The organism is Planktothrix tepida PCC 9214 (genome assembly GCF_900009145.1).
GTDB classification, from domain to species: Bacteria; Cyanobacteriota; Cyanobacteriia; order Cyanobacteriales; family Microcoleaceae; genus Planktothrix; species Planktothrix tepida.
This window is the reverse complement of record NZ_LN889813.1, coordinates 222285-245919: the sequence shown is the minus strand read 5'-3', so window position 1 is coordinate 245919 and position 23635 is coordinate 222285. Positions and strand designations below refer to the sequence as shown.

The window sequence follows — 23635 nt, the reverse complement described above, 5'->3', positions numbered from 1 at the left end:
TCTAGCATAACTCGTAAAGCTTGACATTGATTCTTTAGACTTTGATTCGATAGTCTTGAAACTCACGGCTTAAATGAGGGCTATAGTAGGGATCGTTATCAATAAACTTTTGCCAACGACTTTCCATAATTTTTGATTCTCGACCCAGCCGTTCTTTTTTTTCTGGCGTATCTTCATAACCCCGACTTTTAGATTCATGGTGATACAAAACCACATGAGGTAAGTAGAGATTTCGATAACCTTGAGTGAGTAATTTTAAACATAAATCGACATCATTGTAAGCAACCGTTAGTTCCTCATCAAATCCTCCCACTTGCTCAAAGGCATCTCGCCGACACATTAAGCAAGCTCCTGTAACGGCTGAAGTATTATTTAAGCCAATCACATTACTAAAGTACCCTGGAGTTTGAGGCATATTATAATAGGGATGACCTGCTACACCGCCCAATCCCATGATCACGCCAGCGTGTTGAATTGTGTTATCTGGGAATAATAATAAAGCTCCAACGGCTCCAATAGCAGGTCTTTGAACTTGCTCAACCATAGCATTAAGCCAGTCAGATGTAATGGCTTCTGTATCATTATTTAAAAACAGTAAATAATCTCCTGTTGCTTGGCTCACCCCATAATTATTGATTTTAGAAAAGTTAAACGGAATATCTAATCGATAGCATTTAAACCGTTCGGGTTCCTTCTGATACCATTGCTCAATCAGTTGGGCTGTATAGCTTTCCACACTGCCATTATCAATCAAAATCACTTCATAGTTAGGATAACCCGTTTTAGTAAAAATAGATTCCAAACAGCGATCCAGAACTTTACCTAAATCTCTCGTTGGAATAATAATACTAACCCGCTTGTATTCGCTAATTTCATAACGAACTAAATGATGCCCTAAAAAACCAGGAATTCCTTGAATTTCTCCTTTCTCACCCCGTCGATCTATGGCATCTTGTAACGCTTTTTGCGAGGCTAGATACGCATAAGGTTTCGCTTCTGTTCCTCCTGCTGCCGATCCCGGGTGCATCCGCCAATGATAGAGAATTTTAGGAATATGGTAAATTTTTTCAGTTTTTTCTGTAAATCTTAAAACCAAATCATAATCCTGCGCTCCTTCATAACCAATTCGCCAACCCCCAATTTCTTTAATAATTGAGTGTCTGTAAGTTCCTAAATGACAAGTATACATTCGGGAGAAAAATGATTCGGGAGACCATTCTGGCTTAAAGAAAGGACTGATGAGTTGATCATCAGGACTTAATTTATCTTCATCGGAATAGATCATATCGGCATCAGGATAACGATTTAGAAGTAATACCACTTCATACAACGCATCTGGCGTGAGGGTATCATCATGATCTAATAAAGAAATAAATTCTCCCGTTGCTAATTCCAAGGCAGAGTTAGATGCTTTAGAAATATGACCGTTTTCGGTGCGATAAACGACTTTAATGCGAGAATCTTTTGCAACGTATTCTTCTAGTATTTCTTTAACATGAGGATCTGTTGATGAATCATCCGCAATACAAAATTCCCAGTCAGGATAAACTTGATTTAAAACCGAATCAATGGCTTCCCGTAAAAAATAAGTAGGTGTATTATAGACAGGCATAATGATGCTAATCAATGGCTTATAACGGAAGATTTCTAGAGTTTCAGCCATCTTTTTGAGATCAGCTTCTCTGGGGAAATTATCAGCGACCCACAAGCTATACAAATGATCAGCAACTAAAGCTTTTTTGAGTAAAATATCTTGAATACTTTTCACATCAAATTTAAAAACAGGATCTAGTTCACCTGCTCTTCGGTAAGCTGTAATCGCTTCCTCGATTTTTCCTTGTTTGAGCAGAGCCGTTCCTAAGTTTTGATATGACCAAGCAAAATGGGGATTAATTGCGATCGCTTTTTGATAAGCCGCCGCCGCCTCATCGAGGCGATCCGGTTGTTCAAGCAACATATCCCCAATATTATGATATGACCAGTGAAAATGGGGATTGAGTTCGGTTGCTTTTTGATATGCAGCAACAGCTTCCTCAACCTTGTTTTGTTTGCGTCGAATATCCCCTAAATTATGGTAGGAACCAAAAAAGTGAGGGTTTAATTCAATAGCTTTTTGATAAGTTTTAGCAGCTTCTTCCAGTTGACCATTTTTTTCTAATGGTTCCCCTAAGCGGTGGTAAACATCGGCTGAGTTAGGGTTAATTTCTAAAGCTTTATTGTAAATAGCGATCGCGTCATCAAATTGACTCATCCTTACAAAAGCTTCCCCTAATTTTACTAACATTTCAAAATCTTGGGGGTTAGCTTCTTTGACTTTTTTATAATAAATCAAAGCTTGTTCACGCTGATTTTTACTCCATAACAAATTGGCATATTTCCAACACAATTCTAAATTATTGGGTTGAGTTTTTAGCAGCATTTCATAAGCGTCCAGATCATCAGCATTAAATTCAATAGCTTTTTGATAATATTGATTTGCTTTTTCTAAATCGGCGGGGGTTCCTCGCTGTTTTAATGCTTCTGCTAAATGAGGATAAATATTGGTTAAATCAGGATTTAATTCTAAGGCTTTGGAATAGGAAGAAATCGCAGCATCCCAACGTTCTAATTTAGCTAAAACCTCTGCAAAACTTTGATGACAATCGGCTGACTCAGGATTGATGGCGATGGCTTGAGAATAAGCAGCGATCGCATCTTCCCATTGATAGAGTTGAGCGTAAACGTTCCCTAAATTGTGATGAAAGATAGGTACATTGGGTTTAAGCTGAATCGCTTGAGAATAATAGTCAATGGCTTTATTCCATTGTTGAAAATGAACTGCTATATCTCCTAGAGCATGATAAATTTTAGGCGATTTTTGATTAAAGTCTAATGCTTCTAATAAAATATTTAATGCTTCTTGAAATAACCCTTTTTTGACTAATGCTGTTCCTAAAATTTGATACACATCTCCTAAATTAGGATTAAGCTCAATGGCTTTTTGACAGGAAGTGAGCGATTCATCAAGTTCACCCTGTTGAGCTAATGCTTCTCCTAAATATTGATAAGCGATCGCATTTTCTGGATCTAGTTCAATTGTTTTCCGATAATTAGTAATCGCCTGTTCTAAGTCACCCTGTTTAAATAAGGCGTTACCTAAACTATTATAAAATTCAGGAGAATAGGGGTTAATGGCGATCGCTTGTGTTAACCTTTCTATTGCATTGGGTAAATTTCCTAATTTTAAGAAAACTTCTGCTAACTGATATTGTGACCAAGCAGAATCAGGATTTAATTTAACCGCTTGCTGAAACGCTTGCATTGCTTCTAATAATTGACCATTTTCTGCCAACACCTCACCTAAATTATGATAAATCCAAGGAAAATTCGGGTTTAATTGTGCAGCACGACGATAGGAAATAATTGCGTTTTGAAGTTGACCCGCTTGTTTGAGTTGATTGGCTTCTTCAAATAAATTTGTAGCGGTTTGGAGGTTGGTAGATTTAGATAGCATTGTTAATGAGTTTAGGGATAGGGTTCAAAGTTGAGGTGCGTCAGTTTCCCACACCGGATATTAAGCATTAATTTTTAGTTTAACTGTTCCAAATTTAGCATAAGTTCTTTCGTTTAGAACAGCTTGAAGTAACAATTCTGTTTGATTAGACAGATTTGTTATTTCAACGGTTTCGTCAAAACCACACAATTCTGAATGGGGGTTTTCAGGATGCAGAATAGCAACGTCAGGACGGGAAAAATTAGCGGGAATTTCCTTAATCACTTGAGCGTGATTCCCAATAATTTGAACAGCCGTTACTTTCTCTTGTTGTCCAAGTACCCATCCTTTAAACCGAATTTCGCTGATTCCCGTATAAATTTTAATTTCGGGTTCATCAATTGAACAATTCTCTAACACTTGGTCATCAAGTTTTAGAGACACATCGCTAATTTTTACCTCAGCAAATTGCCTTAATCCATAATTAGAACTCGATAACGTTAAATTAGGATTATAACAGGGATCATAATCAACATAATGTTGCCATCTTTGTCGCATTATAGTAACTTCCTGCATAAATCGTTCTAACTTATCTGGCGTTGTATCATAACCTCGACTTTTAGATTCATAATGATATAAAACAACGTGAGGAAGATAAATATTCCGATAGCCTTGTTCAACCAGTTTTAAGCAAAAGTCTACATCATTATAAGCAACGGCTAACTGTTCATCAAACCCCCCCACTTGTTCAAATACCTCTCGCCGACACATCAAACAAGCTGCGGTAACTGCTGAATAATTACTGATAGAAATAACTTGACCATAATATCCGGGGTCTGTTTCCGATGCCATGCGGTGACTATGGGCTGCAAAATGACCAATTCCCACCACAACACCAGCGTGTTGAACAATTTTATCAGGATACCGTAATAACGCACCCACCGCACCAATCGAACGTCGTTGGGCTTGTTCAACCATGGCATCAATCCAATCAGGATGAATCACTTCAGTATCATTATTTAACAATAGCAAATAATCCCCAGTTGCTTGACGTACAGCGTAGTTATTGATTTTAGAGAAATTGAACGGAATATCTAAAGCATAATATCTAAACCGAGTTGGTTCTTTTTCTTGCCATTTCTCTAAAATTTCCTGAGTTTCCTCTTCTGTACTGCCATTATCAATGACAATCACTTCATAATCAGGATAAATGCTAAGAGTAAAGATAGATTCCAAACAGCGATTTAAGATTTCTCCTAAATCTCTTGTGGGAATAATAATACTCACTCGTTTGTAATCTAAAATTTTATAGCGGACAAGATAATGTCCTAGATAAATCGAAACATCTTTAACAATTCCGGGTTCTCCTCGACGGTCAATTGCATCTTGTAACGCTCGTTTTGCTGCTTCATAAGCATAGGGTTTTGCTTCAGTTCCTCCGGCGGCAGAACTGTTATGAATTCGCCAATGATAGAGAATTTTAGGAATATGAAAAATTTTATCGGTTTTTTCGGTAAATCTCAAGACTAAATCATAGTCTTGGCTGCCTTCATATCCAATTCTAAAGCCTCCTATTTCCTGAATAATAGAACGTCGATAAACTCCGAAATGACAGGTGTACATCCGAGACAAAAAGGAATCAGGACACCAATCCGGTTTAAAGAAATGACCTGTTAATTCGCCCTTTTCATTCAGTTTATCCTCATCGGAATAAATCATATCAGCGGCTGGATTCTGATTTAATAAACTCACCACTTCATATAAAGCATCGGGAGTTAAAACATCATCATGATCTAATAACCCTATAAATTCCCCCGTTGCTAACTCTAAGGCTGAATTAGAAGTTGCCGAAATATGACCGTTTTGAGTTCTAAAAATAACTTTAATTCGGCTATCTTGTTGTTGATATTCTTCTAAGATGTGTTTAATATGGAGAGAGGGAGAGGCATCATCAGCAATACAAAATTCCCAATGAGGATAGCTTTGATTTAAAACGGATTCAATCGCTTCTCGCAGAAAAATTTCAGGTGGATTATAAACAGGCATAATAATACTAATTAGGGGTTGATACCTGAAGGTTTTAGTATTCTCAGCCTGTTGCTTAAGAATTTCAGGCGTAGGAGTATTGTACTTTAACCACGCCTGATAGAGTTGTTCATATTCCGATTGAGATTGAGCAGAGGAAAAGTAGGGATTTAACCTAGCTTTTTTTTTTCGACAATTCCCTCTAATTTTTGCGATATTTCGGGATGCTCTGGATCTAATTGCAATGCCATCTGATAGAAGACAATTGCTCCATCTAAATGATTATGATTAACTAAGGTATTCGCTAATTGGATATACAATTTGGGATCATCGGGTTTAATCTCAATAGCTTTATGATAAGCAGCAACATGATCGGGGTTTTCTTGAATCACTTGATAATAATATCCCAAGGATTCCTGTAAATCTAATTTAGCTCGATTTCTCAACGCATCGGCGAGTTTTTCCTGAATATTTGGTAAGTCAGACTGAACTTTGATTGCGCCTCGATAAGCTACAACTGCTTCTTCCCAATGTTCTAATTGAGTTAAAACTTCCCCTAAATTATAGTAAGACCAAGGAAACTGAGGATTGAGTTTAATGGCTTGTTCATAAGCAGGAATTGCCTCTTCGCAGCGTTCTAATTTAACTAAGGCATCAGCTAAACTATTGTATGACCACGAATAGCTAGAATCTAAAGCGATCGCATTTTGATAAGCTGAAATTGCATCTTCCCACCGTTCTTGTTTAAAGAAAATATCGGCTAAATTGTTTTGTGTCCAAAACACAGTTGGATCAATTTCAATAGAACGATTATAAGCAATAATGGCTTCTTCAAATCGTTCCTGATCTCGCAGTAAATCCCCTAATTTTTGATAAACTTCGGCATTATTACTATCAAGTTCGGCAGATTTTTGATAAGCTTTAATTGCCTCTTCTCGTTCCCCAATTTTGGCAAGTGCATCTCCGAAACCTTTATAAGCTTCTGCATCTCCACTGGGATTCATTTGTATTCCTTGGCGCAACACTTGAACAGCATCTTGCCAATTTTCCTGCTTAACTAAAACTTTTCCTAATCCATAATAGGAAGATACTAATTTAGGATTTAAAGCAATGGATTTCTGATACAGGTTAACGGCTTCCTCTAACCGCCACTGACGATTAAAAATCTCCCCGACTTTATAATAAGCAACGGCTTGATTAGCATCTAATCCTAAAATTTGGTTATAAACTCTGATGGCGTCATCCCAACATTCTTGACGGCTGAAGAAATCCGCAAACCCATAATAAAATTCTAAGCGGGATGGTTCTAATTCTAAGGCTTTTTGGTAAGCCTGAATCGCTGCATCTAGTTCTGCTTTTGTAGAATATAATTGACCTAACTGATAATAGGCTCCCGCTAACTGAGGATTTAATTTCAAGGCTTGTTGATAAGCTGCGATCGCTTCGTCTAATCGACCTTGTTTAAAGCGGGTATTTCCTAAATTAAAATGTTCTTCGGGTGTGGCTTTTTCTGGTTCTAAACTGTAGGCTTTTTCCAAGCATTGCGAAGCTTGGTCTAATTGCCCCATCTGGGTTAAAACCTTGGCAAAATTGCGATAAACCCCAGCAAAATCAGGTTTTAAATTAACCGCTTGTTGATAATAAGAAGCTGCTTTTTCTAATCGTTCTTCTTGAGCATATAAACTTCCCAAATTGGCATAAACTTCGGGATATTGCGGTTGAATTTCTAAGGCCTTGGAATAACAGCGAACCGCCGCCGACATTTCCCCTAAAATTTGCAGGGCATTGCCTTGAATTTTATACGCTTCCGCTAAATCCGGTTGTAATCGTAACGCTTTTTGACAAGCTGCGATCGCTTGATCCCATTCTTTTAAGGTACAATAAGCTTGAGCTTGCTTTAAATAGGTTTGAGGATTACTAGGATGATTGCTTACAGGTGTTGTCCCATTTTTCACCATGGGTTGTTGCATCGCTCCCGCTAAGGTATCTTGAGGTGAAGCGACTGTCACGGTTGTTCTGGCTGTGGCTGCGGCTAAGGTGTCTGAGGGGGCTTGAGGAGTATTTAACTCAATGGCTTGGCGATAGATTTGTGTGGCTTCCTGAGCTTTACCTTGCCCTTGAAGAAGGGTTCCCAAACTTTGATGGGCTGCGGTTAAATTAGGATTGAGTTGAATTGCTGTCCGATAACAAGCTTCTGCGGCTTTGACATCACCGTGCTGCCCTAACTGATGGCCGAGGTTAAAATATTCTTCTGCCGTTGCTTGATTGGGTTCTAAGGTCAAGGCTTGATATAGGGCTTGTGCTGATTTTTTCGGTTCGTTGAGTTGTGTCCAAACTCTGGCTAAATTCCGATAAGCACCTGCAAAATTCGGTTTTAGGGTGACAGCTTTCTCATAACACGCAATTGCCTGTTGCCATTGTTGCGCTTTAGCGTACAGACTGCCCAAATTAGCATGAACTTCGGCCCAATTAGGTTGAACTTGTAACGTCCGGGTATACCATTGCTGCGCCTCTTGCAGTTTCCCTTGTCGGAGTAAGATATCCGCCATCAGTTTACAACCGGGTGCATAATCAGACTGAATCTGCAACAACTGGTTGCAAGCCTTCATCGCATCCTCGAATTGTCCTTGATTAAAATAGATTTCTGCTTGTTGATGGAGAAACTGTACACTGCGGGCGCGAATTTCGTTAGGTAACATAGTTGGTTTCAGTTCAGACACTCAATCGGGATCTTCCCAAAGCTAATTCTACTGGGTTTTGGGTTTTTGATATCAAGTTTTTGATATTGACTGTTAACTTCTGAGTGTTAGATGCACTCTACTCCTTGTCCCACAGCCCTAAACCTGTTTTCTTTCTACAAATAACATTTCTAATAACCGTTTTAAAGAAACGAGATTTACCCAAATATCCTCCGTCAAGGAATTTTGATACATTAACTCCCGCAGGGGATAGCAAGAAAAGCCCTCTCCCGTTAGAGAATAATGTTCTAATCCCAAATATTGACTAATCACCCAATAATAATGGCGATTATAGTGGGGAGACACCCATTCAATGACTTGGGTTCCCGGTTGGCAAAACATAATATTGGTTAAACCGCTTCCATGGGCTCCCATAATCACTTTAGCTTGAGAAAACAGAGCCACTTGTTGGGAAAAGGACATCGACTCCAGTTGCACCACAACAAACCCCCAGGGATGCAACAATTCAATCACTTCGTTTTCATTCAAAATCCGACGATAGCGGGCATCTCCTCGACTAATATAAATGCGTTCAGGATAATTCCGATTATCACCCCTGGGCAAAAACCAACGCCGCAACGTATCAATAGCCCAAGGTTGTAACCATCCCATATATCCAGGATATGAGGGAACAATTAGCTGTTGGGCTTGGATATGGGGAAAGTGATCACTTTCTAAGATTTTAAATTCCGGAATCCCCAAACGAGTTAAGGTTTCTCGTTGAAAAGAGGCTTGTTGACTATTCACTAAAAACCAATCAATTGTGTTGAAATCAATTCCACTTTGACGCAACAATTCCACCCGTGGCAAAATATCTACCATCCAATGAAAATAGACATTTCCCGACAACCCCGACAACACGGCTACTCGTCCCTCAATTTGCTGTAGGGGCGGTAACTGTTCGGTTTGAAACACTTGATGCTGCATCGGATCATAACTGGGACAACCGGGAAGCGGGGCTGGATATTCGCGTGAAACATCCGCTAATAGTTGGTTATCGGGTGTGATAATGGCGATCGCTTTGCAAACCATCCAATAATTTTCTTGGGGAACAATCCAAGCTCGTCCATTAGGAATGATCGCCACAAACAAAGAGGTTGAAGCAATGTTACTCTCTGATATCCCACACTTTTGAATTCCATGTCCCAAATTTTTCCAGGGGAAAGATTGAAATACACGCTTGAGACAGGGTTGACAGTCTAATCCCCCGCATTGTGTCGGAATTTTACAGGGAGTTTTCTCCCCATTCTCTAAACCTGGGCTATTTTTTCCCTCAGAAGCTAATAATCCTAATCGGGAATAATAATGACTATCCTGTAAATTATGGTTTTTTAGCCAGATTAAGGTTGAATCACACACTTTTTGGGGGTGCTTTATTACTTCAGTTCTTGCCCAGTCTTGCAGTAACCTTAATGTTAAAGGATAGTTAGAAAGTAAAGATTGAAAACCGGGCTGTTGCTGTATCTGTAAAACGGTGTTGTAGTAGTTTGCCGCCGCGTCCCAATCTTCCTGTTTTTCCAGAATTCTTCCTAATTGCAAATAAACTTCAAGCTCCTGAACAAGGGAAACCTCTGACCCCGATTTCAGTAACGTTCGAGCGATTTGATAAACTGTTAATGCAGCATTAAGTTGCTGAATTTTGAATAAACAATTGCCTAATTTTAGGTAAATTTCAATAGATTGGGGGTAAATTTGGGCAGCTTTTTGGTAGTAACTGACCGCTTGCTCAAACTTGCCATAGGTTACTAAGGCATTTCCGAGGTTAAGATGGGTTTGAATTAGAAAATTATAAATCGTTGTAGAATCTTTTCCGATTTCTCTATCCCACTGTTTTAAAGCGATGAGAAAATTAGCACAAGCTTGTTGGGCTAAGGACAATTCATCATCACTGAAATGTTCTTTTACCCTCTGACAATAGCCTGTTATAAATTGATGCTCTCGTAAAATAATGTTTTGAAAATACTGCAAAGCTGCATCAATCCGACCTAACTTCAGTAAGGAAGCTCCACAATCGGTGTAGGCAAATCGATTATCAGGATCTAATTCAATAACTTTTGTAAAACAATAAAATGCTGTTTTGTGTTGATTTTGTTGTTGATAAAGTTTACCTAAATTACTATAAACAAGAGGAAAATCATCCTTGAGTTTTACAGATTTATAATAGGATTGAATTGATTCTGTAATCTTATTTTGAGCAGTAAAAACTTGGCCTAGATTATTATAAATCGAATAATTATCTTCTTCTTTTTTATTATATCTTAAGGCATTATTCCAGGCTTCTATCGCTCCTGCGAAGTCATCTTTCGCAAACAATAAACATCCTAAATTATTATGGGCATTCGCTAAATCGGGTTGTAACTTAATAATGTGTTGATAAAGGGCAATGGCTCGTTCCGTTTCTCCTAATCCCCCATAAGCTATTGCTAAGGCAAAATAGGCATAAACGTGATGGGGGTTTTGTTCTAAGGTTTTTTGATAGCAGCGAATCGCTTTTAGAACATCCCCACTCCAGGAATAAGCTTGGCCTAATTGAAAATATAACTCTGTCCAATCTGGACGCAGACTTAAAGCTTTTTTATAGCAGAATAAGGCGTGATCAAATTCCCCTGTATTGCGATAAACCTGAGCTAAATAAGCATAAGCTTCAACAAAATTTGGCTCTAGTTTAATTGCCTTTTGATAGGCAGAAATCGCTTCTGTAAATAAGCTTTGAACTTCATACAAATCCCCTAAAATTTTATAAGCTTTAGCACAATAAGGATCGAGTGCGAAAATTTCCGAAAGTGTCGCGTGAGCTTCCCGAACATTTCCTGCATCTACATCTGTTTCTGCTGACTGGATTAAGGTTTCAAGGCTTGAATTCACAGTTTTTTACTGTTAAGTGTTGACTGTTGTTTATTCTCCATTGCCAGACTGCCCATTTTCTATNAAAATAGAAAATAGAAAATAGAAAATAGAAAATAGAAAATAGAAAATAGAAAATAGAAAATAGAAAATAGAAAATAGAAAATAGGAAATAGGAAATAGGAAATAGGGGATAGGGGATAGGGGATAGGGGATAGAAAATAGGTATCCGACAAGTATTTGTAGCCAAAACCGTTAAAGATTGCATATTAATTTATCATTTAGAGTTTCCAGGAATCTTATGGGGGTAAGACCCTGGAACCGATCTAAGTCGGGGAAATTTCCTAGGTTGAATCCTTAAGAATTTATGGTTAAGATCAATAATGAAATACCCTAGAGTTATAGCCCCGGTAAGAGTGATGAAACTCAGCAACGGAGGGAATATTAATGAAAATTTTGTTGGTCGAAGATGACCCCCTCACCAGTGCCGCCTTATGTGAAATTCTTCTGGGTCATCAATATACTATTAATACGGCAACAGATGGCTTAACCACCTTAGAACTGGCTGAGAGTTTTACCTATGATTTAATTTTATTAGATATTTGTATTCCTAAACTAGATGGGATTAGTGTTTGTAAACAACTCCGCATTAAGGGATATCAAAGCCCCATCCTGTTATTAACTGCTAGAGATAGCAGTACAGATCGGGTGATGGGCTTAGATGCGGGAGCCGATGATTATGTGGTGAAGCCCTTTGACCCCGATGAATTAATGGCAAGAGTTCGGGCTTTGTTGCGTCGGGGAAAATCAGTTTCTTCGGCGGTAATGACTTGGGAAAATCTTTATTTTGACCCGATTAACAATGAAGTTAAATGTGAAGATCAGTTGATTCACTTAACCTCAAAAGAATATTGTTTACTAGAACTATTCCTACTCAATCCTAAGCGAATTTTTAGCCGCAAGGCAATTTTAGATCGACTGTGGGATTTTGCTGAATCTCCGGGGGAAGAAACCGTGAGTACCCATATTAAATGTTTGCGTCGAAAACTCAAAGCTGCGGGAAGTGCAGACTTAATTGAAACGGTTCATGGGTTGGGATATCGGTTACGAGAACCCTCCAATCCTGCTGAGTCTAAAGTAATGGTTTCTCCGACGGACTCTCGACAGCAAATTCGGGAAAAAACCGCTCAGGTTTGGCAAAGTTTTAAAGTTAAAGTTAAAGAACAAATTGCCATTTTAGAACAAGTTGCTTCTACTTTAGTTGAAAGAAAATTAACCCCAGAACTTCAAGAACAAGCTTTACAGGAAGCTCATAAATTATCGGGATCATTGGGACTTTTTGGGTTGCAGGAAGGATCAAAAGTGGCGCGAGAACTTGAACATCTTTTAGAACATCCTCAACTAGATATTAAAGACAGTCAATTAATTTCTGATTTAGTCGCAACCCTGAGTTTGGAAGCTAGTCGAGAAACGTTATTAATTCCTTTATCTTCAGAACCCGTTGCTTATTCTCCCTTGATTTTAATTGTTGATGATGACTTAATGTTAGCAGAACAAATTCGAGTTGAAGCCAATGCTTGGGGGTTGCGAGTTGAAATTGCGACGGATCTTTCCGTTGCTCGTAAAATGATTAGTCAAAATCCTCCTAATATTATTTTACTCGATTTAACCTTTCCTAATCCTCAAGAAAGTGGTTTAACGTTATTAGCAGAACTCAGCCGTCGGATTCCTCAAATCCCAGTGATTACTTTAACTGGACGGCAAAGTTTAAAGGCTCGTGTTACGGTTGCTCGTTTAGGTGTAAAGACATTTTTATCTAAACCTTTACCGGCTTATGAAATTTTAAAAGCTGTGACAGAGGTACTCTCCTGGTCTCGACGGGGAAGGGGAAATCGGGTTTTAGTTGTGGATGATGATCCGGCTCTTTTGAGCTATATGAGTAACTTGTTAAATGCAATGGGTATAAACGTTACAACCCTAGAAAACCCGGAAGCTTTTTGGGAGGTGCTATTAGATTGTCATCCCGATTTATTAATATTAGATTGGGAAATGTCGGGTTTTAATGGTTTAGATCTCTGCCAAGCGGTACGCACTGATCAACGATGGCGACATCTTCCCATCATCTTTTTTTCAGCTTATACTGAAGAAAGTAGAATTGTCCAAGCATTTGCGGTGGGGGCTTCCCAATATCTAAGTAAGGACATGGGAGCCGAAGCCCTAAGCACCGAAATTTGGCGTCGTTTGCAACCTACTTTGTAATCGATGAACGTTGAAATCAAATAATTTTGGCGATTTTAGTCGGCTATAGCACTACACATTACAGTTATACAAACGGGCCAAAAGCAAGAGTGGCCATAGCCTGACGGGATAACTGACTGTGTTCAGAAGGGTCTGTACTAAATCCACCAAACCCTTTCCCAATTTGTAATTCGTAATGAGAAAAATCTTAAGAAATCAAAACTCAACTTCAAATTTTCTTCAAATTTCCTTGCTAAGTTATTCATAAAAGCAATCAAATGAACACCTGTTCACTTTGAGCGCGGGAATTTATCAGGAAACTTTAGCAGAAGCAATCCATGATTTTCGAGAATTTAAAAATTTGGCAGTTTCTGGGAAATTTGTATCAACGGATACAGTTTCTCACCGATAACCCGATTTCAACCAATCCCCCCCTCACCATTTGGGTCGCTCAGGAGGGAACAACACCGATTCGGGATGTCCAAATGCTGGAAACGTCAACCCATCTTCTTTTAAACATCTCAATTCCCTGTTTTCAACCCGAAGATTTGCAAATTCGGGTAACATCCGAAACGGTTTTTTTAGCGGGAGAAAAGATTGAACAGGTACAAATTTTGGGTTATTGTGATTTTACCTATCCAGCCCAAGAATTTCAAAGTTTGATTCCTTTACCTTATGCGGTGCATCCCGAAACCGTAACAGCAGAATTTCAGGGAAATGTATTACAACTCACTTTACCCAAGCAAAAAACCTTTTCACCCCGGACTCAAGGAATTATCGTTCGTTGTGATTCAACGGTCAAAAGGTTATCTGTGGCTACAGAGTGAATGGCAACAATAATGTTTTAATTGAGTCTACATTATATTTCAGCTACTACTGGTTAATCAAACTTGAGTTTACGTCTAAATTACTATCATTGATCAACCCTCTGGTTGCTTTCTACCCGTTCAGTAAACCCAGTTGATTTTACCGTCATTAACCTGTATAAATCATCCAGTTGAGTATTTTGTGATTAGAATGTATTTAGCGACACTTGCAATGACAGTTTATGTCATTAAACTGAGAGAAGCCACCACATCATGGATAATCAAGAAAACTTGGAACCCGATGAACCCAAATTATGGGAACTTCGTTTATATGTTGCTGGACAAACACCTAAAGCGATTACAGCGTTCACCAATTTGAAAAAAATTTGTGAGCAGTATCTCCAGGGTCAATATCAAATTGAAATTATCGATTTGTTAGAAAATCCGCAACTCGCCCAGCAAGATAAAATTTTTGCCCTTCCTACATTAGTTCGCACCATTCCTCGACCCTTAAAGCAAGTTATTGGAGATTTATCCAATCCTGAAAAAGTCTTAGTGGGGTTAGAGCTATGGAAAGGGGAAGAATGGAAAAATCTTTAATTCAATACACAAGGAAAAGATCATGAAATCTCATTGTCTGCAATCTAAACCGGAATTTCAGCAACTAAGAGGGGAAAATTTTTACAGCTTTCGTTTATATATTGCGGGAACTAATTTCAAGTCAATTCTTGCTTTAAAAACCATCAAGTACATTTGTGAAACTTACTTAAAAGATCATTATGATTTAGAAGTAATTGATGTGTACCAGCAACCCGAATTGACCCAAGGCGAACCCATCGTCGCTGTCCCAACTTTGATTCGACTGCTACCCTTACCATTACAACGAATTATTGGGGATTTATCTCAAACTGAAAGAATCCTCATGGCTTTAAATTTATCCTTTTAAATCATGTTTTTCCCGGATTTGAGAGTTAACTATGGTTAACTTTAAACCATCAGAACTAGAATTAAAACAAGAAGTTGATAATCTGCGTTACCAATTATCAATTGCCGAGGAAACATTACGCGCAATTGGCAATGGAGAGGTGGATGCTTTAGTGATTGCGGGATCACAGGGAGAGCAAGTTTATACCCTGCAAGGGGCGGATTCTTCCTATCGACTTTTAGTCGAAGAAATGAAAGAAGGCGCGGCAACGATTACTACCGATAGTACGTTATTGCTTTATTGTAATAAACGACTCGCTGCTTTAGTCAAAACCCCGTTAAAAAAATTAATTGGTAGCGATTTTAAACAATTTATTTCCCCTTCTGACATTATGCTATTTGAGGCTTTATGTCAGAAGGCTAGTTTGGGTTCCGGGAAAGGAGAATTAATCTTAATTGCTGCGGATGGAACTGAGGTTCCGGTTTATCTTTCCATTAGCATCTTAAATCAAAAAGGGGTTGACGTTGGATGTTTAATTGTTACGGATTTATCAGAACAAAAACGAGATGAAGAGTTAATTGCTCAAGAACGGTTAACTAGGCTACTGTTAGAACAAGCGGCAGAGTCTATTATTGTTTGTGATCATCAAGGAAAAATTATTCGAGCCAGCGAGGAATCCCACAAAATTTTAGGTAAAAATTTACTGCTTTCTAATTTCGATGACATGATTAAACTTGAACTCTTCCCCAACTCTAATGGCGGTCAGTCTGGCTTGGGAAAAGAGAACAATTCGATGTTTTCAATCGCCTCCGTTATTAATGGGAATCCCTATAAAGGTCAAGAAGTATTATTTCTGCGAGATGATGGCAAAACCTTCAACTTTCTTATGAGTGCTAGTCCCCTTTCAATTCCCCATAATTCTTTCAAAGGCTGTGTGGTGATTCTAACCAATATTACGGAGCGAAAATGGGCAGAAGAAGCATTAAAAAAAATTAATGAAGACCTGGAAATCAAAGTTTCTGAACGTACCGCCGAGTTAGAATCTTTAAATCATCGGTTAAAACAAGAACTATTAGAACAAGCCCGAACTCAACAAATTTTACAAGATCAGACTCAACTTTTAGATTTAGCCAATGATGGAATTGTTGCCGTTGATTTGAATAATAATATTACCTATTGGAGCCAAGGGGCTGAAAAACTTTATGGATATTCTAAATTAGAAGCATTAGGAAAAAATTTAGTTAAAATCTTAAACACTCAATTTCCTAAACCCCTTGATAAAATTCACCAAGAAGTGTTTGAGAAAGGAAATTGGGAAGGAGAATTAATTCAAACCAACCGTCAAGGAAATATTGTGGTTATTCATAGTAGTTGGTCGCTCAAAAAAGATGGGGACGGAAATCCGATTGCTATTCTAAAAATTAATCGAGATATTACCAAGGCAAAGCAAGCTGAACAAGCGATTATCGATTCGGGTTTGCGCTTGGCTGGCATTTTAGATATGGCTCAAGATGCCATTATTTCTATTAATGAAGAGCAACAAATTACGTTATTTAATCAAGGGGCTGAAAAAATATTTGGTTATACGGCAAATGAAGTGTTAAAACAGCCCTTTTGTCTTTTAATTTCTAAAACTTTTATTGAAAGACATGATCAATCTAACTTAGAATTAGTATCTTCAAATTGTTGTTTATTTAAAAATATTAAAGATTATAGTGAAGTCATCGGTCGTCGCAAAGATGGTACGGAATTTCCGGCTGAGGTTTCTATTTCTGAGTTGTTTTTAGATCAAGGTAAAATTTTAACGGTTTTTATGCGGGATATTAGCGATCGCAAACAAGTAGAATTAGCGATCCAAAAATCTCAAGAAGACCTGGAAATTAAAGTACAGGAAAGAACCCTGCAATTGGCAACTTCCAATGATGAATTAATTCGAGAAATTGCGGAACGGAAACTCTTAGAAAATCAATTACATCAAATTAATGAAGAACTAGAAGAACGAGTAGAACAGCGCACTCAAGAATTAGCAAAAGCCATTAACGACCTGCAACAAGAAGCTATTGAACGGCAAAAAGCAACCGTCGCTCTTCAGGATTCAGAATCCCGGTTTAGAGCCGCTATTGATGGCAGTTTAGATGCGTTTTTTCTATTACAAAATTGTCGAGATGAAGCGGGAAAATCAATTGATTTTATCTTGGTTGATATGAATTCTAAAGCGGAAGAAATGATTTCACAAAATAAAGAAAGTTTACTCGGAAAAGGACTTTATGAGATTTTTCCTTGGGGACAATGGGGATATTTTGATAAATATCTGCGGGGGTTCAAAACCCATAAAGGATTTGAGGAAGAATTAGCAGTTTCTGACCCGAATGTTAAAGCCAAATGGGTACAGTTGCAAGTTGTTCCCCTTTTCGATGGTTTAGCGGTGACTTGTCGTGATATTACAGAGCGTAAGCAAACCCAAGAAGCGGCTCAACAAGCGAATGAAAAACTCACCCGTTGGGTGAATGATTTGAAACAACGAAACCGTGAAACTGTGCTACTCGGTCAAATGAGTGAGTTCTTACAAGCGTGTAATTCAACAGAAGAAGCTTATCAAGTCATTAATGAATTACTCAAGCCTTTTTTCCCCCATCTTTCGGGGAGTTTATTTGTGACTAAAAATTCTAAAAATTTAGTGGAAATGGTTGCTAGTTGGGGAAATTTAGAAGCCTTGAGTGAAAGTGTTTTTAGCCCTCCAGATTGCTGGGCATTGCGTCGAGGAAGATCTCATTTTGTAGCTTCTCCTAAAAGTCATTTATTATGTAAACATATCTATAAAAAATTACATAGGAGTCAACTCAAATTAATCAATTCTAGTGAAATTGGCCGAGCACTGACAACGGCAATAGAGTCATCTGGGGTTCCTTTACCTGCGGTTGAACATCTTTGTATTCCCATGACCGCCCAAGGAGATGCCTTGGGATTATTATGTTTGGCTTCTCAGGAACCCGGACAACTTTCTGAAGACCAACAACGGTTGGCAATCGCTGTTGCGGAACATATTGCTTTAGCGTTAGCTAATTTAAAACTACGAGAAGCCTTAGAATATCAAAGTATTCGAGATAGTTTAACGGGGTTATATAATCGTCGTTATTTAGAAGAATCTTTAGAACGAGAAATTAGCCGCGCCCAACGTCAGAAATTTTGTTTAGGGGTGATGATGATTGATATTGATCACTTTAAACATTATAATGATAACTATGGTCATGATGCCGGAGATATTGTTTTACAAAAACTGGGTGCTTTTTTACAACAACATATCCGGGGTTCAGATATTGCTTGCCGTTATGGGGGAGAGGAATTTACCCTGATTTTACCTGAAGTTTCTCTGGAAATTCTTGAGGAAAGGGCAGAAACAATCCGAATTGAAGTTCAAAATCTGAAGCTACAACATCACTATCAAGATTTAGGTCAGATTACCTTATCTTTAGGGCTTGCCATCTTCCCAGCCCAAGGTGTAACGGGAGAGTCCATTTTACGGGCGGCGGATGCTGCGTTATACCAAGCTAAACAACAGGGACGAAATCAGGTGTGTATTTTTAGCCAAAGCTGTGATCATTTCGCGTGAATTTGATTGATAGCAGTCGCGCCGGGGGTGTTAGGACATAGACTGATGCTAAAACGTAAACAGAGAAATCTTTTCCTCCCTGTTCCCTGTTCCCTGTTCCCTGTTCCCTATTCCCTATTCCCTATTCCCTATTCCCTATTCCCTGCTATATTTTTTATTCAAAATGTATAGATTTATTACAGTTTTCCGAATTTGCCAAATCTTCAAAAGTTCTTCAAATTTGTTTTTTATTGTCAAATCATTATTTTAATCCTGTTTTAAAACTTACTTCCCAGGCGGGTAATTGATCCCTTATCCCTTTTCATGAGGTTTAATAAACGTTTATGCCAAACTGTCCCTGTTGTACTCATCCGATGCTGCGACACTTTCATCGAGGTCATCTGTTTTGGCGGTGTCGCCACTGTTGGCAAGAAATGCCCGATTTAACTGCGACTCAGGCTTCGATTCTGAAGTATACCGCATCTCTTGAAAAAACCGTTAAAAAATTAGCAGTAGTCTAAGTGGAATGTTGACACTCCCACCCCTGCGCTACGCTAAAGGGGTGGGATTCTCGTATCTAGTCCAGTCAAGCAGAGACAGTTGAATATACTCTTGTTTGACTGTATTCACCGAGTTCAGGGGTGTGCCAAGCACCCCATCAGTTAAACCGGATGAATCCATTACAGAAGCATCTCTCTGTAGGTCTAACTGACAAGAAAAACCGTCCCATTGAGCTAGGTTTTTCGCAGCATTCAAATCAGAGTTATGGTAGTGACCATTAGGGCAATTGAAATCATGTCGATTTCTTTTACCAATAAAACCACAGGTTGAACAGGATTTGGAAGTGTATGGCGCAGGTCTTTTAATTAATTTCAATCCTTTAAGAGCCAACTTATAATTAAGTTTCTGTTCCAAAGAATAATAAGACCAATTATGTCGAGATTCACCGGAATCAGAACGAGATTTTTGGCTCTGTTTCATTGTGCTTCGACATCCTTCTAAATCCTCAATAACAACATCAGCATTATGGTATTCGGCAAAACGAACAATTCGACGGCTGATTGTATGATTGATTGCATCCATCCATCGTCGTTCTTTTTTGTCCCATTTCTTTAATGCTCGAAACTTTTTAGCTTCTTGAAGTTGTTTTCTTCGTTGTTGAAAATAACGTCTCCGATGCTTAACGCTTTGACCATTAAAGAACTTACCAAAACCCTGTTTAGGTGCAACTACCGCTAAATTATTCTGTCCTCGGTCACATCCTAATCTTTTCTCCGTCTTAACTTCTGGAACATCCTCAGTAATTGACAGATAGGCATACCACTTATTTCGATGTTTAATTAATTTAAAAGAACCCCCTTGAATTGTTCCCTCTAACAATCCGTCTAAAACAGGTTGCCAATGGGGAGATGCAACTTCAATGGGAATTCTTTTTTCACCTTTAAGGGTTGGAAAACTAATTGAATAAGTATTCCCTTTTAGGGTTAACTTCCAGTTTTGGTTGTTAACTTCCACAGGAAGAACTTTATATTGTTTGGTTTTACGACCTGTGGGTGATGTGGTATGTCGGATTACTTGGTTAACAAGGGCAGATTTTAACTCGGACATAATTTTAGCTGTTGTCATTTTACGCCGTTCTTTAATCGGCAATGACAACAGCTTGTTGGCAACCCGTGTGTTTTCTGCCGTCATTTGCTCAAACACCTGAGCTTTACAACGGTTGAGATCCACGAATTTCAATTTAATCGTCCGAGTTATTTTTGTCATGTCATCCATGATAACATAAGGTTGATGAATCGTGTGTATCGACAATGACAGAAAATCAATATAGAAGAAAAAACACATCAGTTAGTCTGATCAACTATCATTTTGTCTTTTGCCCAAAAAGGAGGAAAAGGGTGTTGGTTAACGGAGTGAGCAGAAGATTAGAGGAAATTATCTACCAAAAAGCAAAAGAGCTAGAATGTGATGTCCTAGCTCTGGAGATAATGCCTGATCATGTGCATTTATTTATTAGTTGTCACCCTTTGATTGCTCCACATCAAATTATGTTCAGAATCAAAGGGGCATCATCAAGAATATTAAGAAAAGAATTTCCTCATTTACTTAAACTACCTTCTTTGTGGAGTCGAAGCTATTATTGTGGGACGGCTGGTTCTGTTTCTAGTGAAACTATCAAAAAGTATATTGCTAACCAAAACTCTCACTAGCCTTCACTCCGCCTAAAGGCGGGTATTCTACATCCCACGCTTGAAAGACGTGGGCTTTGAATACGGTTATTGTAAAATAGCATCCTAAGTCTGAACTAAATGATGTAGGATTAATAGTCTTGTTTTTGAGTTATTTGTTATTTTAATATAGCAAATGTTGAGACTAAAATCATCACGGTGAAGGATGCAGCCATTTAATTTTATTCTGGTTCCTCAAGGTCAAGAATATCAAGCCGTTATCCGAGGATTACAGAAAATTCAATCCTCGTTTATGCAAGTGATTCCGATTCCCATTGGCTCTCAATCTTTAACGGTTTATTTACAAGAATTGCTGACATCAGACGCAGTTAAAAGTCAGTCCTCAATACAAGTTTTAGTTCTAGGATTGTGTGGAAGTTTATCACCCGATCTACACATCGGAGATATTGTTATTTATAAAAACTGTTTACCTTTAATTTCTCCAGGTGCAAGTCAACATTGTTGTGATATTGACTTAACTTTGGCGTTACACCAGCACTTCATTCCTGCTCATTTAGTTTGTGGATTAACCAGCGAACAGGTGATTACGACGGCCGTTGAAAAACAAAAATTAGGTCAACGGTATTCTGCTGAAGTCGTGGATATGGAAGGCACAATTATATTAGAACTGTTAACAAAAGTAGGAATTAAAGTGGCAATGGTGCGGGTGGTTAGTGATGATTGCTATCAAAATTTACCCGACTTAACGACTGTAATTGATACCAACGGACAATTAAAAAAATTACCCTTACTGAAGGTCATGGTACAACATCCGATTCAGGCATTACAACTGATTCGTAGTGGGTTAAAAAGTCTTCATATTTTACAACAAGTGACTCAAAAATTGGGGACATTAACCAGGGTTTAAAAAAGTTTAACCTTCACCCTCAGCCTTCATTTCTTGAACTAACACAAACGGTTGCACAATTAACGCTTGAAATCTTTTTTTCGGCTGATCATTCCATTCAGAAATCCGCTCTGGAGAGGGTTTAGAAATCAGTTGTTCACTAATCCAATGTTGTACCGAAGCCGTATTATCTAAAGCGATTGCTTCTCCCACTGCTAATAAATCGAGTTGGGGTTCTACAACAATCACAACTTCTCGTTCCACATGAGGAGTTAACCAATCCCATTCTGCTTCATCCAGATTTTCGGTCAGTTGGTCTTTTAAAGATTCAGTTTCCATAAAAAATTGACAAATTACGAATTACGAATTACGAATTACTGATAATGCGGATACTTGATAACTGATTAACGTCCTAAATCATGCAGTGCATTAATTTCATCAGCACAGTTCTGAGTTAGGGTTAATAATTCGTCCCGATCCGTAGAATCAGGAGGTGGGATTAAATGGCCGACCCGAACGGTTACGGGGGTAGGTCGAGGTAGATAGGAACCTTTATTCACAATCGCGTGAGTTCCCCATAAACACACGGGCAATAAAGGCACTTTCGCTTTAGCAGCAATTAAAGCCGCCCCTAATTTAGGCTCTGTAATCCGACCATCCAGGGTGCGAGTTCCCTGTAAAAAGACTCCTGTAGCCCAACCCTTCTCTAACTGTTGTAAGGCTGCACGAATGGCGCTGCGATCGGGTGAACCCCGTTTAACGGGATAAGCCCCATATAGGGAAATTGCCTGTTTCAAAACGGGAACTTCAAATAATTCCTCTTTTGCCATATAGGAAACGGGACGCCCCATACAGCTAGAAAGTAGAGGAGGGTCAAAATCACTCGCATGGTTACTGACCACCACTAATGGCCCCGCGAGGGGAACCCGATCTGCATGATAAATCCGACCTTGAAAATAGAGATGCAGCATCGGGCTGACCACTGACCACTTAAACAAGTGATACAAAATCAAACTGGACAGGGGTTCACGGCTTCTCACAACAGATGCAAATTCTTGATTCACGCGCTTGTTTCAATAGTTCGGGGTGAAAGGTTAGTTTTTCTGACCTTTGGATGCTTGGACGGTCGCTAAGACTTTTTCCATTTCGGATAATTCCACTGCGCCAGAGAAGGTTTCACCATTCATGATAAAGAAAGGGGTTCCCGAAATTCCCAAACTTTCTGCTAATTGGATATCTTTTTGAAGAGCGGCTTGGGCTTGTGGGCTTTGGCGATCGCGGTTGAATTGATCCAGATTCAGGTTTAACTGTTTGGCGATCGCAACATACAATTGTTCTCCTAATTGATCTTGCTGAGTAAACAAGGCATTTTGGTATTCCCAGAATTTTCCTTGTTGTTGAGCCGCCCAGGATGCTTTCGCCGCGTTTAAGGCTTGAGGATGAATCTGAGTTAAGGGAAAATGCTTATAAACCAGCGTCACCTGATCTTGGTGAGCCTTCATGAACTGTTGGATGGTTTGGTGAGCGCGGGCACAGAAGGGACATTGAAAGTCGGAAAACTCCACCAGAACAATATTTTGAGCCGCTGCACCTGTGGCGGGAGAGCTTCCAATAATGGCTTTAGGATTCGTTTTCATCTGGTCGAGGAACGCTTGTCGCGCCTGTTGCAGTTGGCCGTCCTGTTGTTGTTGATACGCTTGAACGGATTCTAAAATGACTTCTGGATGCGCTCGAATCACTTGCAGGATTTGTTTTTCCAGTTCAGGACTCACTTTCACCGTTTGATCCGACTGGGCGGGTTGTGAACAACTCGTCAAGGCGATCGCCACCATCAAGACCGTACTGATCCATAACCGTGACCACCGATAAACTTCTTGTTTCATCCCAGAGATGTTCATAAGCCATTACCCAATCGATTCTTTT

General features: G+C 38.9%; 16 protein-coding genes. 8 read left to right on the top strand and 8 right to left on the bottom strand.

Annotated features, from left to right (window positions below):
- Positions 1–34 precede the first annotated feature (34 nt).
- The 4 genes from PL9214_RS23765 to PL9214_RS23755 form a co-directional block, all read right to left on the bottom strand.
- Positions 35–3493: a tetratricopeptide repeat protein gene (locus PL9214_RS23765; RefSeq protein ID WP_072721535.1), complete on the bottom strand. Its 3459-nt coding sequence runs from the start codon at positions 3491–3493 to the stop codon at positions 35–37.
- A gap of 60 nt (positions 3494–3553) precedes the next feature.
- Complete coding sequence (locus PL9214_RS32465; protein ID WP_245824351.1) at positions 3554–5518, bottom strand: glycosyltransferase family 2 protein; 1965 nt, start codon at positions 5516–5518, stop codon at positions 3554–3556.
- A 149-nt stretch (positions 5519–5667) separates the two neighbouring features.
- The gene (locus tag PL9214_RS32460; protein ID WP_083580163.1) at positions 5668–8196 is read right to left on the bottom strand and encodes a tetratricopeptide repeat protein; all 2529 of its coding nucleotides are present in this window, start codon (positions 8194–8196) and stop codon (positions 5668–5670) included.
- A 138-nt stretch (positions 8197–8334) separates the two neighbouring features.
- Positions 8335–11100 carry a tetratricopeptide repeat protein gene (locus PL9214_RS23755; RefSeq protein ID WP_072721533.1) on the bottom strand — a complete coding sequence of 922 codons (2766 nt, stop codon included), beginning with the start codon at positions 11098–11100 and terminating at the stop codon, positions 8335–8337.
- Between the two features lie 426 nt (positions 11101–11526).
- Between PL9214_RS23755 and PL9214_RS23745 the strand changes: the two genes are divergently transcribed.
- The 6 genes from PL9214_RS23745 (at position 11527) to PL9214_RS31560 (ending at position 19158) form a co-directional block, all read left to right on the top strand.
- Positions 11527–13338: a response regulator gene (locus tag PL9214_RS23745; RefSeq protein WP_072721530.1), complete on the top strand. Its 1812-nt coding sequence runs from the start codon at positions 11527–11529 to the stop codon at positions 13336–13338.
- 317 nt (positions 13339–13655) lie between these two features.
- Positions 13656–14144, top strand: a complete 489-nt coding sequence (locus tag PL9214_RS23740) for an Hsp20/alpha crystallin family protein (protein ID WP_072721528.1) — start codon at positions 13656–13658, stop codon at positions 14142–14144.
- Positions 14145–14396: 252 nt separating this feature from the next.
- Positions 14397–14723, top strand: coding sequence for a circadian clock KaiB family protein (locus PL9214_RS23735; protein ID WP_072721526.1), 327 nt, complete (start codon positions 14397–14399; stop codon positions 14721–14723).
- A gap of 22 nt (positions 14724–14745) precedes the next feature.
- Positions 14746–15069, top strand: a complete 324-nt coding sequence (locus PL9214_RS23730) for a circadian clock KaiB family protein (protein ID WP_072721524.1) — start codon at positions 14746–14748, stop codon at positions 15067–15069.
- Between the two features lie 31 nt (positions 15070–15100).
- Positions 15101–18658, top strand: coding sequence for a PAS domain S-box protein (locus PL9214_RS23725; protein ID WP_072721522.1), 3558 nt, complete (start codon positions 15101–15103; stop codon positions 18656–18658).
- A gap of 323 nt (positions 18659–18981) precedes the next feature.
- The gene (locus PL9214_RS31560) at positions 18982–19158 is read left to right on the top strand and encodes a hypothetical protein (protein ID WP_186440448.1); all 177 of its coding nucleotides are present in this window, start codon (positions 18982–18984) and stop codon (positions 19156–19158) included.
- A gap of 28 nt (positions 19159–19186) precedes the next feature.
- On the opposite strand, the gene PL9214_RS23720 is transcribed toward PL9214_RS31560, so the two are convergent.
- Complete coding sequence (locus PL9214_RS23720; protein ID WP_222425192.1) at positions 19187–20413, bottom strand: RNA-guided endonuclease InsQ/TnpB family protein; 1227 nt, start codon at positions 20411–20413, stop codon at positions 19187–19189.
- Between the two features lie 35 nt (positions 20414–20448).
- On the opposite strand from PL9214_RS23720, the gene tnpA reads away from it, so the two are divergent.
- Together tnpA and PL9214_RS23710 are read left to right on the top strand one after the other, a co-directional pair.
- On the top strand, positions 20449–20847 hold the full coding sequence (gene tnpA, locus PL9214_RS23715) for an IS200/IS605 family transposase (protein WP_072717176.1): 399 nt from the start codon (positions 20449–20451) through the stop codon (positions 20845–20847).
- A 184-nt stretch (positions 20848–21031) separates the two neighbouring features.
- On the top strand, positions 21032–21733 hold the full coding sequence (locus PL9214_RS23710; protein WP_072721520.1) for a phosphorylase family protein: 702 nt from the start codon (positions 21032–21034) through the stop codon (positions 21731–21733).
- Between the two features lie 6 nt (positions 21734–21739).
- Here PL9214_RS23710 and PL9214_RS23705 read toward each other — a convergent pair whose 3' ends face one another.
- The 3 genes from PL9214_RS23705 to PL9214_RS23695 all read right to left on the bottom strand — a co-directional run bounded on the left by PL9214_RS23705 (position 21740) and on the right by PL9214_RS23695 (position 23610).
- Positions 21740–22051 (bottom strand): DUF2288 domain-containing protein, encoded by a 312-nt coding sequence (locus PL9214_RS23705; protein WP_072721518.1) that lies wholly within the window; start codon positions 22049–22051, stop codon positions 21740–21742.
- Positions 22052–22116: 65 nt separating this feature from the next.
- A complete protein-coding gene (locus tag PL9214_RS23700; protein WP_072721516.1) occupies positions 22117–22776 on the bottom strand; it encodes a lysophospholipid acyltransferase family protein in 660 nt (219 codons plus the stop codon).
- A gap of 30 nt (positions 22777–22806) precedes the next feature.
- Complete coding sequence (locus PL9214_RS23695; protein ID WP_245824350.1) at positions 22807–23610, bottom strand: DsbA family protein; 804 nt, start codon at positions 23608–23610, stop codon at positions 22807–22809.
- Positions 23611–23635: the final 25 nt, after the last annotated feature.

Excerpts from the sequence above, each read along its gene's own strand:
- PL9214_RS23765 (WP_072721535.1), bottom strand. The coding sequence starts at position 3,493 with ATGCTATCTAAATCTACCAACCTCCAAACCGCTACAAATTTATTTGAA.
- PL9214_RS32465 (WP_245824351.1), bottom strand. The coding sequence starts at position 5,518 with ATGCCTGTTTATAATCCACCTGAAATTTTTCTGCGAGAAGCGATTGAA.
- PL9214_RS32460 (WP_083580163.1), bottom strand. The coding sequence starts at position 8,196 with ATGTTACCTAACGAAATTCGCGCCCGCAGTGTACAGTTTCTCCATCAA.
- PL9214_RS23745 (WP_072721530.1), top strand. The coding sequence starts at position 11,527 with ATGAAAATTTTGTTGGTCGAAGATGACCCCCTCACCAGTGCCGCCTTA.
- PL9214_RS23740 (WP_072721528.1), top strand. The coding sequence starts at position 13,656 with ATGATTTTCGAGAATTTAAAAATTTGGCAGTTTCTGGGAAATTTGTAT.
- PL9214_RS23735 (WP_072721526.1), top strand. The coding sequence starts at position 14,397 with ATGGATAATCAAGAAAACTTGGAACCCGATGAACCCAAATTATGGGAA.
- PL9214_RS23730 (WP_072721524.1), top strand. The coding sequence starts at position 14,746 with ATGAAATCTCATTGTCTGCAATCTAAACCGGAATTTCAGCAACTAAGA.
- PL9214_RS23725 (WP_072721522.1), top strand. The coding sequence starts at position 15,101 with ATGGTTAACTTTAAACCATCAGAACTAGAATTAAAACAAGAAGTTGAT.
- PL9214_RS31560 (WP_186440448.1), top strand. The coding sequence starts at position 18,982 with ATGCCAAACTGTCCCTGTTGTACTCATCCGATGCTGCGACACTTTCAT.
- PL9214_RS23720 (WP_222425192.1), bottom strand. The coding sequence starts at position 20,413 with ATGGATGACATGACAAAAATAACTCGGACGATTAAATTGAAATTCGTG.
- tnpA (WP_072717176.1), top strand. The coding sequence starts at position 20,449 with ATGACAGAAAATCAATATAGAAGAAAAAACACATCAGTTAGTCTGATC.
- PL9214_RS23710 (WP_072721520.1), top strand. The coding sequence starts at position 21,032 with ATGCAGCCATTTAATTTTATTCTGGTTCCTCAAGGTCAAGAATATCAA.
- PL9214_RS23705 (WP_072721518.1), bottom strand. The coding sequence starts at position 22,051 with ATGGAAACTGAATCTTTAAAAGACCAACTGACCGAAAATCTGGATGAA.
- PL9214_RS23695 (WP_245824350.1), bottom strand. The coding sequence starts at position 23,610 with ATGAACATCTCTGGGATGAAACAAGAAGTTTATCGGTGGTCACGGTTA.